Annotated in this window: 16 protein-coding genes; 2 read left to right on the top strand and 14 right to left on the bottom strand. The window is 36.5% G+C overall.

Features of this window, described 5'->3' with window-relative positions; all coding sequences use genetic code 11:
• Positions 1-12: 12 nt before the first annotated feature.
• The 12 genes from ODR02_RS22310 to ODR02_RS22365 all read right to left on the bottom strand — a co-directional run bounded on the left by ODR02_RS22310 (position 13) and on the right by ODR02_RS22365 (position 11,041).
• A complete protein-coding gene (locus ODR02_RS22310) occupies positions 13-552 on the bottom strand; it encodes a hypothetical protein (RefSeq protein WP_209786048.1) in 540 nt (179 codons plus the stop codon).
• Positions 553-605: 53 nt separating this feature from the next.
• Complete coding sequence (locus ODR02_RS22315; protein ID WP_309513589.1) at positions 606-1,310, bottom strand: DUF1361 domain-containing protein; 705 nt, start codon at positions 1,308-1,310, stop codon at positions 606-608.
• A gap of 6 nt (positions 1,311-1,316) precedes the next feature.
• Complete coding sequence (locus tag ODR02_RS22320; RefSeq protein ID WP_309513590.1) at positions 1,317-2,687, bottom strand: DUF4153 domain-containing protein; 1,371 nt, start codon at positions 2,685-2,687, stop codon at positions 1,317-1,319.
• Positions 2,688-2,731: 44 nt separating this feature from the next.
• Positions 2,732-3,049: a hypothetical protein gene (locus ODR02_RS22325; protein WP_309513591.1), complete on the bottom strand. Its 318-nt coding sequence runs from the start codon at positions 3,047-3,049 to the stop codon at positions 2,732-2,734.
• 10 nt (positions 3,050-3,059) lie between these two features.
• Positions 3,060-3,545, bottom strand: a complete 486-nt coding sequence (locus ODR02_RS22330) for a Coq4 family protein (protein ID WP_105684638.1) — start codon at positions 3,543-3,545, stop codon at positions 3,060-3,062.
• 35 nt (positions 3,546-3,580) lie between these two features.
• Entirely contained in the window at positions 3,581-3,880 is a 300-nt protein-coding gene (locus ODR02_RS22335) for a hypothetical protein (protein WP_309513592.1), read from the bottom strand.
• A 32-nt stretch (positions 3,881-3,912) separates the two neighbouring features.
• Positions 3,913-4,203, bottom strand: coding sequence for a hypothetical protein (locus ODR02_RS22340; protein WP_309513593.1), 291 nt, complete (start codon positions 4,201-4,203; stop codon positions 3,913-3,915).
• A 63-nt stretch (positions 4,204-4,266) separates the two neighbouring features.
• Positions 4,267-4,557, bottom strand: coding sequence for a winged helix-turn-helix domain-containing protein (locus ODR02_RS22345; protein WP_309513594.1), 291 nt, complete (start codon positions 4,555-4,557; stop codon positions 4,267-4,269).
• A gap of 85 nt (positions 4,558-4,642) precedes the next feature.
• Positions 4,643-5,260: a hypothetical protein gene (locus ODR02_RS22350; RefSeq protein WP_309513595.1), complete on the bottom strand. Its 618-nt coding sequence runs from the start codon at positions 5,258-5,260 to the stop codon at positions 4,643-4,645.
• A 160-nt stretch (positions 5,261-5,420) separates the two neighbouring features.
• The gene (locus ODR02_RS22355) at positions 5,421-6,941 is read right to left on the bottom strand and encodes a RagB/SusD family nutrient uptake outer membrane protein (RefSeq protein ID WP_309513596.1); all 1,521 of its coding nucleotides are present in this window, start codon (positions 6,939-6,941) and stop codon (positions 5,421-5,423) included.
• 10 nt (positions 6,942-6,951) lie between these two features.
• A complete protein-coding gene (locus ODR02_RS22360; protein ID WP_245169786.1) occupies positions 6,952-9,897 on the bottom strand; it encodes a SusC/RagA family TonB-linked outer membrane protein in 2,946 nt (981 codons plus the stop codon).
• A 379-nt stretch (positions 9,898-10,276) separates the two neighbouring features.
• Complete coding sequence (locus tag ODR02_RS22365; protein WP_309513597.1) at positions 10,277-11,041, bottom strand: enoyl-CoA hydratase/isomerase family protein; 765 nt, start codon at positions 11,039-11,041, stop codon at positions 10,277-10,279.
• Positions 11,042-11,297: 256 nt separating this feature from the next.
• On the opposite strand from ODR02_RS22365, the gene ODR02_RS22370 reads away from it, so the two are divergent.
• Together ODR02_RS22370 and ODR02_RS22375 are read left to right on the top strand one after the other, a co-directional pair.
• Positions 11,298-11,849 carry a phage tail protein gene (locus ODR02_RS22370; protein WP_309513598.1) on the top strand — a complete coding sequence of 184 codons (552 nt, stop codon included), beginning with the start codon at positions 11,298-11,300 and terminating at the stop codon, positions 11,847-11,849.
• Between the two features lie 36 nt (positions 11,850-11,885).
• On the top strand, positions 11,886-12,707 hold the full coding sequence (locus ODR02_RS22375; protein ID WP_209786059.1) for a T9SS type A sorting domain-containing protein: 822 nt from the start codon (positions 11,886-11,888) through the stop codon (positions 12,705-12,707).
• Positions 12,708-12,791: 84 nt separating this feature from the next.
• Here the strand turns inward: ODR02_RS22375 and ODR02_RS22380 are convergent, their stop codons facing one another.
• Both ODR02_RS22380 and ODR02_RS22385 read right to left on the bottom strand, forming a co-directional pair.
• Entirely contained in the window at positions 12,792-13,478 is a 687-nt protein-coding gene (locus ODR02_RS22380) for an SMUG2 DNA glycosylase family protein (RefSeq protein ID WP_309513599.1), read from the bottom strand.
• A gap of 2 nt (positions 13,479-13,480) precedes the next feature.
• Positions 13,481-14,242 carry a DUF4241 domain-containing protein gene (locus ODR02_RS22385; protein ID WP_209786061.1) on the bottom strand — a complete coding sequence of 254 codons (762 nt, stop codon included), beginning with the start codon at positions 14,240-14,242 and terminating at the stop codon, positions 13,481-13,483.
• Positions 14,243-14,325: the final 83 nt, after the last annotated feature.

Below are 14,325 nucleotides of genomic sequence, written 5' to 3' on the forward strand. Positions count from 1 at the left end.
ATTGATTTGATCTTATTCCAGGCTTACCGTAAAACTTCCCTTGGTATTTCCGGAAGCCATGTTACTTTTCCCGATGATCAGCCATACTTCACCTTTTCCGGGAGTTTCATACGTAATTTCTCTTCCGAAGGGTCCGTCATAGTTCCCGTCAGGAAGTCTGATCTGATTGAAACGAATATTAAAATCTTTGTCTTTTGTTGAAATTTTTGCTTTGATCGTTGGGCGGTCGTAATGGGTCAGTTTTAAAATCAAATCCTGATCATCTTTGGTAAATTCTTCTCCCAATGTGAAAGGAAGCTGACTTGCATCAGCAGTTCTTATGATCTGGCCTTCTTTTTCACTTCTCATGACTCCTTTACGCAAAACTTCTTTAGTGGCCGGAGCATTGTTAATAATTGAGTCTTTTTTTCTTAATGCTGCAGAATCTGCTTTTACAACGGAGTCCGGCATTTCTGTCGCCACTGTAGAATCTTTATCCGGAACGTTCGTTACGGCTGGTTCTTTTTTACAGGCCACAATAATCAAAGGAATTAACAATAAGCTTTTTTTCATAATAATTAATTTAAGAATGGATCAACATTTATTCTGTTGGCCTTATTGAAATGCTAAAACTGTTCCAATCCGTTTAATGATTTATTTTCCGGCTGCAATTCTTTTGCATCATTTGTTCCTGCCCATTTAAATGTAAAGTACATAAAGTTGAGCATTATTCCCATTAAAACTGTAACACCCCATGTTTTGGTGTATTCCATAGGATAAATGAGGCGTACCACAATATCGGAGAAGAGACCAAAAGGATTATTGAGTACATCCCAGCTGTTCCATCTCAGAAATCGGCCAAGGTAAACTCCAAAGCTGCTCATGAAAAGAAAGAGTACAATCACTCCAATGATGATATTTTTGTTGCCATAATCAGAAAGGCGTTTTTCAATATCATTAAGACTCATAAAACCACAGATCAATCCCGTCCATGCATAAGAGAGAATGACAATCAGATCATACCAGATCGGCACAGCATTTCTGGCTCTCAGATGAAAAAGATCTGTAAGAATGTAGGGAGAATTGGGAAAGAACAGTATCCAGACTATTATAATGGCAAACAGGGAAATTTTACTTCTGATATTAAAGGTAATAATGAAAGAACTTAATAATAAAGGAATCCACGCCAGAAAAAGGTTCCAGTTGAGAAACAAAAATACTTTCGTATCACTGATGTAATATCTGAAAGCTGAAAGGCTGAAACAGAATACGGTCATCAATATAAGAAGCACACTGATTTTAAATCGAGATGATTCAACAAAGGTTTTCATGATCGTTTATTTTAAGGTTTGATAATAAATAATCTTTGATAGGAATGTTTTAGAGGTTTCACTTTTCATTTTATCATGTAATCTCTTTTTAAGCTTCTGATCATTTTTATCATCCGCGTATTCCAGCAGAGCTTTCTCACTAAAATTAATGGATGTTACATGATAATTTACCGCAAAGTCCTTCCGTTTCATATTCTGGGAAGTAATAAAGCCTCCCCAATTAAAATAGCTGCATACTAACACGGTTCCATAAAAATACCAGATCATTGTATTGACAAGGAATATGTTTCTTTTTTGCTTCTGAATTTTTATGTAAGTCAAAGCCAGACCAATCAGTGATAAAAGAAGGAATGCAAATACGCCTAATCTTTTATAGGTAAATGCATAATTAACAATGTACTCATAGTTTTTAAGGGCTGCGGAAACAACAAGAATAGCATTGAGGAAAATCCATAGTTTAGCTAATATTTTCAATAAACCCGCTTTTGGATCAAAATTAAATCCGGATTTAAAGTAGAACATAATCACCAGAATAGCCATCACGATAGACATGATTACGGCATTCACTCTTTCATGGGTTTCTTCGGAAAGCTGAATCGGAGTTTTTACCGCTTCATAAAACTGTTCATAATTGTACGTAATAATGAAGAAAATCAGTAAAATATTCAGCAAGACAAAAGATATTACGCCACTTGTTCTTTCAGCATCCAGGTCAAGGAAAGAATAAGTAGCCTTGGGAATCCGGGAATCTTTGCTAAACTCATTGTCCAGAATATGATTATTTTTATAGATGAGTTTTTCCACCGCATAGTTCCAGTAATTAAAAGCAATAAAAAATCCTAAGACTGATAAACAGAACACCTGCCAAATATTAAGATCAAGTTCGTAATTTGTGAAAAGAGCGGCAAAGTGATCACTTCCGGCAGAATAAATCCCAAAGAAAACAGAAACCAGTACCAGCGGAATCAAAATAAAAGCAAAGGTCTTCTGCCACAATCCGGAAACATTTTTCTTAGGCAGCCATTCATCAAAACTGAAAAAGCGACAGAATGAAGTACAGCAATTCACAATAAAAACAGGAATTAAAAAGAGGATTTTCAATCTTCTGTTCTTCGATTTATATCCCAGCAAAAGCAGTGAACTTACCACGGCAATAAAGGATGGAAAATCACCATACCATGCAAATGCTGCACTGGACAGAATGCTTGTTACAAAAAGGGCGTACAGGGTTCTGGTTTTATTTTTTTCAGGCGTTCTGATTAGGGTTAATACAGCGTAAATCATTCCCAGAATTCCAAGATTTAGCCCAACATCCTGATCGTAGAATACAATGACAAACAGAATGGCTGTAAGAAATATATAATGATGTGTTTTCATGAGGTTAATTATTTAAATATTTAAAATTGAAAGGATTGAAAGATTTAAATTTTGAGAACTGCTTCCAGCCAGGGAAACTGTGTCATTATATAAAGGTATAATACCGTAACCGGGATATTAACAAGCAAGAGCAATACGGAATTACCGGAAGGTTTCTGACCGGTAACATCTGTAAGATAAATGATCAGCTCATGCAGAAGGATAAACATATTAATGACAGCTGTTACAAGTACATAATAAAAGCCAAGCTCAATGAAAAACTCTGCTCTTATCAGCCAAAATGCAATCAATAAAAGGGTTCCCAACAGAAAAGAAATCATAAATGATCTTTTCCCCAACGGACTGAATTTTATGTTTCTCATGGCCACTAGTTTAATGAAGAACTACGGTTTCTTTCTGCTGAATAAAATCTTTCACATGTTCATAATTCTGCCAGAGCAGTTCTTCAAAATCCCAATGATGAAAAGCTCTCATGTTCTGACCTTTTTTGTAAGCCTTGATATAAATTTTCACATATTCAGGCAGGATCATTGTTCCTAGAACGATCGCCGCCAAAAGATGGGCATTGAGCTTACCATTTCCGAGAAGCAGGTACTGCATGGCAATTTCATCTTCGAAATTAGTTCCACAGCCGGTAATCAGATGGTGTACATCATGGTTTTCCATTTTGGGTATCATCGAAAAACCATGTTTCCGGTAAAATTCTCCCAGTTTTCTTCCCAAAGAATCTTCCTGAAATTCCAATAGCTGTTTTTCGTTGAACTGCCATTGTCTTTTTTTCTTTTTAAAGTATTTTCTATATAGTTTCTGTGTTTTATCATACACAAAAAGCAGAAACTGAACGCGTATTTTTTTCATACTGTAATGATTTGAAAAATAGATATCTATGGATATTAATGATTAAAAAAACTAAGACCTATAATGGTATAAATATATGCGATGGGAATATTGATTGTCAAAATGAGGATGGCAATCATACACTCTTTGAATTTTGATCTATAAACTATACCATATAGTAAGAACCCAAGTACTGCTAATAAGTTTAAGGGTACCCCGAAAATAACCAGCATGTAGCCTGCAGCAGCAAATTCATCATTTTTGGATATGAGTGCTCCCAGGAGAATAAGGGTTCCTAATGAGAAAAAAAATCCAAACACAGCTTTACTTAAATTTATTATTTCTAAATCTTTCATAGTTATTTAGGATTAATGAACCAACCCAATGTTTAGCTTCCTGCAAACGGACTCCAGAATATTCCCACGGCCAGCTCTAACCATATCAGTACAAGAGCCAGCAATATGAAAATGCAGAACAGGACTTTCTGACTTTGGTTTTTGATTTTATTTCTGACCAGATTGATAAGAAAGGCTGTTTCAAAGAGTAAGATTCCTGCAATCAGAAAATCTGAAGCTGACCAGTTTATTTCCTTAGAAAATAGTCCTCCAAGCAATGGAATACACAGTAAAACCAGTGGAAGAGCAAAAATTGTGACTGTTTTTTGTTTGTGTGTGATCATTTTTTTAAATTTAAATTATAAAGTACTTTGTATTTCAAAGTTAATTTTCAAAAAAATATAGGACTATCGTCCCAATAATTTTTCAAGAGCATCTAAATGTTCGTTAAATGCCTGTCTACCATTCTGAGTTACACGATAGGAAGTTTTAGGTTTTTTCCCTACAAATTCTTTTTTAACTTCAATATAACCAGCTTTCTCCAGTGCATTACTATGGCTCGCCAGATTTCCGTCTGTAATTTCGAGCAGTGTTTTCATTTCTGAAAAATCAACCCAGTCGTTGACCATAAGAACGGACATGATGCCCAGTCTTACACGGCTTTCGAATTCTTTATTGAGTTGATTTATTTTGATCATTTCTTTATATTATTTATTTTGCCCAAGACAATATCTATCGCTTCTCCTGACCAGACTTTTCAACAGAAAAGCCTGCCTGTCCTCATTACTTATACTTTTTATGCATAATCAATCCATACACAATATGCAAAACTCCGAAACCTATTGCCCAGAATAATAATCCCCAGCCCAAAACGAATAATGAAATAAGTCCTAAAATAATCTCAAGATATCCTAAATACTTTACATCCGTTAATGTATAGCGTTCTGCTGCCACCAAAGCCAGTCCATAAAAAATTAAAGTGGCCGGAGCAATGAAAACAAAAAGATGATGATAAAGAAGCGCAAGGCAAAAGATTCCGCCTGCAACCAAAGGCACTGCAAAGGTAATCAAAAGTCGCTTTGTAGTGGCATCCCAGATCTTCAAACCTTTCTTTTTACTTTTATGAGCAGTAAAAATATAACCGCTAAGGACAGCAACTACTAAAATAATAGTTCCAATCAGGACAAGTTCTTTAACCAAGGCAGGACCCAATATGTTTCTCTCTCCATCAAGATAGCTTATTCCCTCCCTCTGAAAAACAAAATACACATATATTGCTCCAATAATTGCTGTTAAACCTGCAACAACTCCGGATAAACCGCTTAAAGAAATAAATCGGGAAGATCGTTCCATCATAGAACGGATATGAGATAAGTCTTCGTGATAGTTTTTTGAATCCATAAAAAGAACTTTGAATTACAAAGTTATAATTTATTTTTAATCCACCAATTATTTATTCTCAATTTTGAAAATAATTTTTCATTGAAAACCTCATCTTCTATATAAAAAGAGAACCCTGCTATAAGCAAGGTCCTCTATCATATATTAAAATCTGTACGTTTTATAACGGGTTCTGAACAATCAATGGATTGGCATTGATCTCAGCTCTTGGAATCAGGAATTCCCAACGTAAATCTGTATTTGCAACTGTCATTAGGTTATTGGTCACTATCGGCTGATGATTTGCACCCGTTCTATCAAGCCCTTGATTTAATCTCTTTAGATCTAAGAATCTGAAACCTTCACCCCATAGCTCAAGCCTTCTGGTATTAAGTACTTCTGTAAGATAGGCAGCTCCTGTAGCTGAAGTTCCTACATAATTAACCTCAGCATCAGTAAATCTTTTTTTACCTAATGTATTCAATGCTGCTTTTGATCCTGCCTCATCACCTAATTTTGCTAAAGCCTCTGCTTCTATAAGATACATTTCTGCAGATCTCATATAAGGTACATCTACCCGACTGTCGGCCTGACTTGCAGCTAAAAATTTCTGACTTGTATACGGAAATTTAGAATATGTTGAAGGCAAAGCAAGAGCGGTGTGTGCTCCCGTTGGGTCAAAATTATCAATTCTAACATCTTTTTTATTGAGAAATAATTGGTACAATTTACTATTGATCGCCTTTGGAGCCTGACGAATATTAGTTGAATTAAAGTTTCTCGACATATAAGCACCAAAGTTAGAGAATGAATCTCCCTGATCTGCTATAATGGTAGCACCCCACATCCACTCACTGTTTCCTGCCAGATTGTTGAATCCTGCAGTATAAGCAGTTTTATCCATCAAATCGAATCCTGCGCGGGCAGACTGGGCAGCCATTACAGCCGCAGCATAATTCCCTTGTGTTAATGCAATTCTGGCTTTTAATCCTAAAATTACTTTATCATTAAAGTGCGATTTTGTAGCTCTGGCAATTCCGGCAAGTCTGGTTGCTGCTTCGTTAAGGTCTTTTCCGATCTGCGTATACACTTCTTCTACCGTATTTCTTGCTAAAGGTATTTCATTGGCCTCCAATCTGATCGGAACACCAAGTTGAGTGTTATTTGCACCCGGAACATATCGTTTACCATAAATCTGAACCAACATGTAATAGCAGAAAGCCCTGAAGGCATACGCTTCGCCAATAGCTGCTTTGATAGTAGTAGCATCAGCTGCAGTAGGTGCAGGAACTGAGGGACCATTCGCAATAACCAAATTTGCATTTCTGATTAATGCATAGTAAAACTGATAGGGATAAAAGGTATTAGACGCACTGTCATTTACCTGATCCTGCCATCTTACTGTAGATATATACCATCCATTTCCTGTGGATGGAAAAACAAGATCATCTGCCAAGGCATCCATCATAATCATAATTCCACCCTGACCATTCTGCCCCTGGCTGTCATTCTGTCTGGAATACATATCTCTATGCATTCCGTTGATGATTGCCATCAGATTGGATGCACTGGAATAAGCGGCTTCTTCTGAGGCTGCAGTAGTAGGATCTGTCTCCAGATAATCACTCTGGCATGAAACCATTCCTGTAAAGACTGAAAGAACAACAGCCCACTTTATATATTGCTTTGCGATATTTTTCATAATTAATTATTTAAAAAGATACATTAAATCCAATAGTCACTACTCTTGCCGGAGTATATCTGTTTGATGCGGTACCGTTAAAAGCCTGTGATGGCTCCAGCCCCTTTCTTGCCGTTTTGCTCCATAAATTCTCTCCTGAAACAAGAATTCTTAAACCTGATACACCAAGCTGAGATAAAGTTTCAGGGCTGAAGCTATAACTTAAAGTAGCCTGTCTGAATGTAATAAAATCAGAACTTACCAGCCATCTTGAAGAGTTACCAATATTGGAGCTCGTATAGGTTATAGAATTCAAAGCGGGAACATCTGTGATCTGCCCCGGAGTGGTCCATCTGTCCAAAATATCTGTACTTAAAGCTCCTCCCTGTGAGTAACTGGACATTAATGCTGCATAATTGGAATCATATGTTTTCCCCCCTAACTGATAAGTAAACAATGCTGATAGTGACCATTGCTTATAAGTAATAGATGTTCCAAAGCTTCCAAATAAATCAGGAATTGCCGTTCCTGAATAATCGAATTTGGCCTTACTGGAATTGGTTGTCACTTTGATACCATTTACCGTTCTGATATCAGCAGCTGTGGTATTGGCATACGTATCAGCTACCAGAAATAGAGGAGAACCATCTGCAGGATCTACACCATACCATTGTCTTAACCAGTAATCATATATTGAGTGTCCTACAGAAATTTTCTTGGTTCCGTTGATAATTTCCGTGATCCCATTTGAAAGTTCTGTTATTTGATTTTTAAGTGTAGATGCATTCGCAGTGATATTCCAAGTGAAATTTTGGGTTTTAATAACATCAGCATTAATAGTGAATTCAAATCCGCGGTTATACATTGTTCCAACATTCCTGCTGATTGTATTGTCTGGAACACCTGCAGAAACAGGAAGAGGAACAGGGAAGATCAGATCTTCAGTCACCCTGTTATAATATTCTACAGAGCCTGTAATTCTGTTATTTAAAAATCCAAAATCTACACCTACATCAGTTTGCTTGTTCGCTTCCCAGGTAATTGAAGGATCTGCTAAAAAGCCAAATAAAATCCCTGGCTCCTGGGCGTTATTATACCCTAAAGTATAAGTACTCTTGTACATAAAATAACTATTCGTTCCATCATTTCCAACTTCTCCGTAAGAACCTCTCAGTTTTAATTCACTGATAAGATTAGAGTTACTTAAGAACTCTTCTCCTTTCAACCTCCATCCCGCACCAATTGACCAGAATGAATCCCATCTTACATCTTTTGCGAATCTTGATGAACCGTCCCAGCGGATAGATCCTGAAAGCAAGTATTTTGATTTATAATCATAATTTAACCTTGAGAACACCCCTTCTTTTCTGTAGTTATCCTTACGGGAAGTAAGTGATGCCGGAGTCACAAAGTTGATCAGTTCATCATTATCATCAACAATCTGCCCTTTTTTATATCCATACAAATACTCATACGTATATTTATAATTTTCATGCCCTAAAAGGAATTCAAAATTATGATCTCCAAATCTTCTTTTATAATTCAGGAGTTGGTTCCAGGTAAATGTTTGTTCTGTAAAACTGTATTTCTCTGCAGAACCTCCCGGAGCAGCGTCTCCTATAATTTTATTTCCATAGGTACTCCTTCTGTTATTTCTGATATCAAATCCTGCATTTGTGGATAAAGTAAGATAAGGATCTACCTTAATTTCAGCATAAGCTCTTGATATGATATAATAATTTTTAGAAAGATCTTTATTTAAAAGAGTTTCCTGAATTACATTTCTTCCGGCCGCCGCATCGGCTCCCCTGGCGCTTCCAGCATCATATATCACATTTCCATCATTATCATAAAGGGTTGCAAATGTAATAGGATCATGGGCATATGGGCTATAAATAGGAGCCATTGTTCTTGTCCATCTGTAAGGATTGATATAGGCTGAGTTATTATCCGCTCCATCTACGGAATTATTCCCACTAGAAGAAACGCCACTGATGCTTGTTCCCAATTTCAACCAGCTTTTAACCTGGGAATCTACTTTTAATCTTGCCGTAAATCTTTCAAAATCTGATTTGATAAGATATCCGGTTTCATTAGTGTATCCTACTGAAGAAAAATACGTTGTTGTATTGCTTCCTCCACTGTAATTCAATTCATAATTCTGTCTGAAACCTGTATTCATCAAAGGTTTCTGCCAATCTAAATCTGTATATTTAAGTTTTGCATCGGGATTTAAAACCCCATTAACAACCAACTGAGTATTAGGAACATCGAAAACATTGGTTTTCAAAACACCGGAAATTAGCTGTGCTGTTGCATAGTTATTAGCATCAGCAATTGTTATTCCAGGCATCGAAGTCATTCTACCGTTTCTTATGGATTCCCAGATAAGAGGATAATATTGATACACATCCACTCTATTGTATTCAGGAATTGATCTTCCTACCGCTCCTGTACTCATACTAAAGTTGAAGGCATCTTTTCCTTTTCTCCCTGATTTTGTCGTAATCAAAACAACACCATTGGCAGCTGCAGAGCCATACAATGAGGTGGAAGCAGCATCTTTCAGAATATTGAATGATGCAATATCATTAGGATTAATAGCTGCCAGAGATCCGGTATATATCGTTCCGTCCACCACGTACAAAGGTGAGGTTGAAATACCATAAGACCCTATTCCCCGAATCTGAATACTTGGTGAACTTCCCGGCTGACCTGTCCCGGTACTGACCTTCACGCCGGCACTGGCACCATCCAGCGCCTGCCCGATACTTGTTATGGGACGATCTGCAAATTGTTTTGCTTTCACTTCGGTATTGGAACCTACCATGGTTTCTCTTTTCTGACTTCCATAGGCTACTACAACAATTTCATCAATCTTAGTATCCTGAGGTATCGTATCATGTTTAGCCTTTTGGGCTTCTACCACGTGCCCTCCTACAAAGAATAGCACAGCAGTAGTTAATATTAACTTCATTTTCATATTTAACAAATTTTAACAGTATTAATGCAAATATATGCAACTAAAATTGATAAAAAGTCAATAAAAAAGATATTTAAATAAATTAAATACAATTGATTTATAATTTTAACTAATTATTTAATATCAATTAAAAAAATAAATCAAAACAACGTTAAATTGGCTTAAAAAAAATTAAACATTTATTTAAATTATGTTAAAACAATATAAATATCTAACAAAAACAAACATTTCATTACCGAAAATAAATAACTAAACAAAATAAACCATCAATAATGCAATCTAAAAAACAGGAAATAAAAAATCCGGAAAAGCAAATGCTTCTCCGGATCCTATGTAGATTAAATCCTGTTATGTATTACCAGCTAAGAGCAGCTTATTTGGCTCTCAACCTTTCTTTAATAGACTCAATATTTTTCTTTGCAGAATCTTCAAGGATAAGGCTTGCACTCATATGGATTCTTGCAGGCATCAACTCATTGAAGTGGTCTGTACCTTCCCATGAAACTTTTTTAATTAATGCTAAAGCTTCGCTGCTTCTTGACGCTAAAGTTTGTAAAAACTGCTGTAATTTTTCATCCATCTCCTGAATATTCTCTGAAACAGAATGGTAAATATTATGCTGTTCCGCCCATTCTGCTGATCTGAAATCTGCATCAATAGCCATGGCAGAGAATTGGGATTTTCCGATTTTTCTTTCAACATAAGGTCCGATTACAAAAGGTCCGATTCCAAGATTGATTTCAGTAAGAGCCAATGCTGAGTCTTTTGTTGCAAAGCAATAGTCTGCTCCACATGCAAGTCCTACTCCTCCTCCAGTTGTTTTTCCCTGAACTCTTACCACTACTATCTTTCCACAGTTTCTCATGGCATTTAAAACTTTTGCAAAGCCACCAAAAAATTGGGTAGACGCTTCAAGTTCTTCAATTGCTAAAAGCTCATCAAAACTTGCCCCTGCACAGAACGCTTTCTCACCAGCACTTTTTACCAGAATCGCTTTCACTTCATCTTTAGCTCCTTCTTCAAGGATGGTTGCTGCCAGTTTTTCTAAAATCGCTCCCGGAAGAGCATTACTTTTGGGTGTTCCGAAACTGATTTCGGCAATATTATTTTTAATTTCTGATGCTACAAATTCGCTCATTTTTATTTTTATTGGATTCTTACAAAAATACGAAATACAGCTCGTTCAGAGAAACTTAAAGTTTATATTTTCTTTTCAGATCTGTATACTTAAAGATATTATTACGTAGAAATACGGAGTTTTTAATTTGGTATTTTCTACTCTAGTCCCTGCTTCTTATTAATCGTTCCTTTGAACTGAGAATTAATAATCAAAAGGCGGAGTCTGAAAAGCCTGTAAAAAGAGTAAGAAATTTAAAACTAAAAAAACTATTATCATGGAAGAGTACATTGGAATTGTAAAATTATTTGCAGGAAATTTCGCACCTAGAGGATGGATGTTTTGTGACGGAAGTTTAATCAGCATTTCGAGAAATTCTGCCTTATTCTCTATTTTAGGAACCACTTATGGTGGAGACGGGATCACTACTTTCGCTTTGCCTAACTTAAAAGGGCGTATGGCTCTAGGAGCAGGAAATGTAAATGCCAATCAGTTTTATCCATTGGGCGTGGTTTCAGGGACTACACAAAATACACTTTTAGCATCAAATCTTCCAAGTGTAGGGGCAGGATTTCAACTTAAAGTAGCTAATAAGAATGCCAATTCATCTACTCCTACAGCCACTTCAACCATTGCGATCTCAGGAACACAAGTGGGAAGAGATTTCAATGCAGTACCTAGTTTCGTGAACGACGCCAGCCCTGATACGGTTATTAACAGTCAAAGCATTGCTTTCATCGGACAGAATCTGCCTGTGAATAATATGCCGCCTTATCTTGGCTTAAATTATATTATTTGTGTTGAAGGGATTTATCCACCAAGGGATTAATACCCATACAACCACCTAACATTTAAAACAAAAATCATGAAAAGCACTACTTTTTTAGCAATCTGTAGTCTGCTCATTTCAATTTTCTCATTCGGGCAGACCAGTACAGAACAATTTGAGACAGAATCGAACGGAAGTGCAAGCTTTACCGATAATGGAGTCATTTTCAATATCATTTCCCATGTAAGTGTTTTTGATATTCAAGGAAATTTTCCTGGAACCGGCTGGAGTGGAACAGCAAATGACAACAGATACATTGATAACTCCAACGACACTCAATCTCCACCGTCATTCAGCATTAAAACCACTTCCAATCTGTTTAAAGTAAACAGGTTCTGGATGTATCTTTCTGCATTGAACCTGGATCTCAATGTAGCAGGAACACTGACTGTAACCGGAAAACTAAGCGGAGTAACCAAATTTACCCAAACAAAAACTACCGGATTTGCAACAAGCTTAGGCAGTACGAACGGATATACCTTAATTGATCTTACCAACTTAAACGGTCAAAATTACTCAAACATCGTGATTGACGAGCTGCAGATCACTGCAAACGGAGCCTTCCGATATGTAGGTTTAGATGCCTTCACCTGGGTAAAAGACAGCAATCTGGTATTAGGTATTTCCGAAGCTAAAAGCGCTCAAAAAAACTTGACTGTTTATCCCAACCCAACCAGCGGCCCCCTTTCTATCACCACTGACAAAGCCAGTGAAGCTAAAGTATACAGCCTGGATGGAAAAATGCTGAAAACGATACACACTCAGAAAGGAAATAACGAAATCAATATTTCAGAACTTCCAAAAGGAGTTTACATCATCAAAACAGCAACGGAATCTACCAAAATCATTAAAAAATAAAGTCATAAAATTTCACATAAGTTCCACATTCCCATAAAGATTCTAATTCATGAATGACAAATCCCTTTCGACGAAGGGATTTTGTCATTTTTTCAGAGCTAAAATATATTTGTCTATATAAAGCTGTTTTTCTTTTGATTTGTATTGCTGAATATATCTTGGATGTTCCAGAACAGTCAGTGTATCGAACAGTTTTGCCTCTTTGTTCAGTTTTGAAATAAATTCCGCATTCTTTTTACCAAGGACAAAAACTTCTGATGCATCGAGATTAAGACTGAGATGCTTCTTCAGAGATTCAATCATAAAGTCCTTGACAGATTTGAAGAGTTCCTTATCATCGTAATAGTTGGCATTAAGCCAGCCATTCTTTGTTCTCCTTACAATAGCCAGCGGAAACGGAGAATTGATATAAACATCTTTATAGAAAAGATCAGCGCCGCCATATTCTTCAATCATATCATACATAAAAACTGAAGAAACTTCATGGGTGTGAGCAGATTTCATTGTTATCCCGCAAACGCTTTCAAGTCTTTTGGTATCGGTAAAAGGAACTCCGGTTACTCCTGCTCCATGACGGCTCGGATTAATACCAATTATAAATTTTCTACGAACTGAATCATCATAGTATTGATGATAAAACTTCTGCATGACCATTAAGGTTTCAGGATTATCCAGATATGGATTCAGGACTTCAAACCCTTCAGGAAGATTTCCTGTATAGCTGAGGTTTTTGTTGAAATCTATGACATGGTCGGCAAAAGTTGTATTCATATCTAGTTTTTAGAAAAAATAAAATTTTCAGGTTGATCGTTCTCATCTTCATCTTCGTCACTTAAAGCTAATTCAATATCAATGAATTGAATGTATAAACCACAAATTTCATCGTTACCATCGTAAGCAAAGTAAACAGGATAAGTACCATCACCAAAACCACTGGCAAACATGGGGATCTGATAATTAGTACCTGGAACTGTCCAATTGATCCAGTCTCCGGCATCTCTCTGATTGTTGGGATTAGCCTGATAGCTTTGTGAGAAAAGCGCTGCGAAATAATCATCGTACACATTGTTAACATCTATTTCATCCACAAACTTATCTACAAAAGGAAGTACTTCTTTATCAGTAATACAACCTAAACCAGCATCCACTCCGAAACCAAAAAAATCATCTTCAGTTACATCCTCTAATTCCTCAACCCCAACTAAAGCCTCTCTGTAAATGACTGGTTCTTCTTTAGTAAATTCAACTTTTACCACAGCATATCTGTCTCCCCAATCTTCGGATTTTACGACAGCAATGGTCACCGGAAAATTTCCTATTGGTGTCTGAATAAAATAAGGGGATTGATTGGCATTTAGGGAAACCAACGGATCTCTTACCACCACTTTTCCAGAAGGAAGGGAAACATTTCCTATTTCCATGGTCTCCATTTTCTGTCCCAGAATTTCATCCGAAGTAAAATAGGTTTCCAAATCTGTAGGACAAACCAAAATATTCTTCACTTCTTCCCAGTTTTGCATCCAGCTCTGATTCATTGTATTATATTTTTTTGAATTAATTTTAAGATTGAAAATAATGAATAAATCCAAGGGTGTCAAGTAAGACTGAATTTTTAACA

The sequence above is a fragment of the Chryseobacterium sp. CFS2 genome (genome assembly GCF_036543225.1).
GTDB classification, from domain to species: Bacteria; Bacteroidota; Bacteroidia; order Flavobacteriales; family Weeksellaceae; genus Chryseobacterium; species Chryseobacterium culicis_A.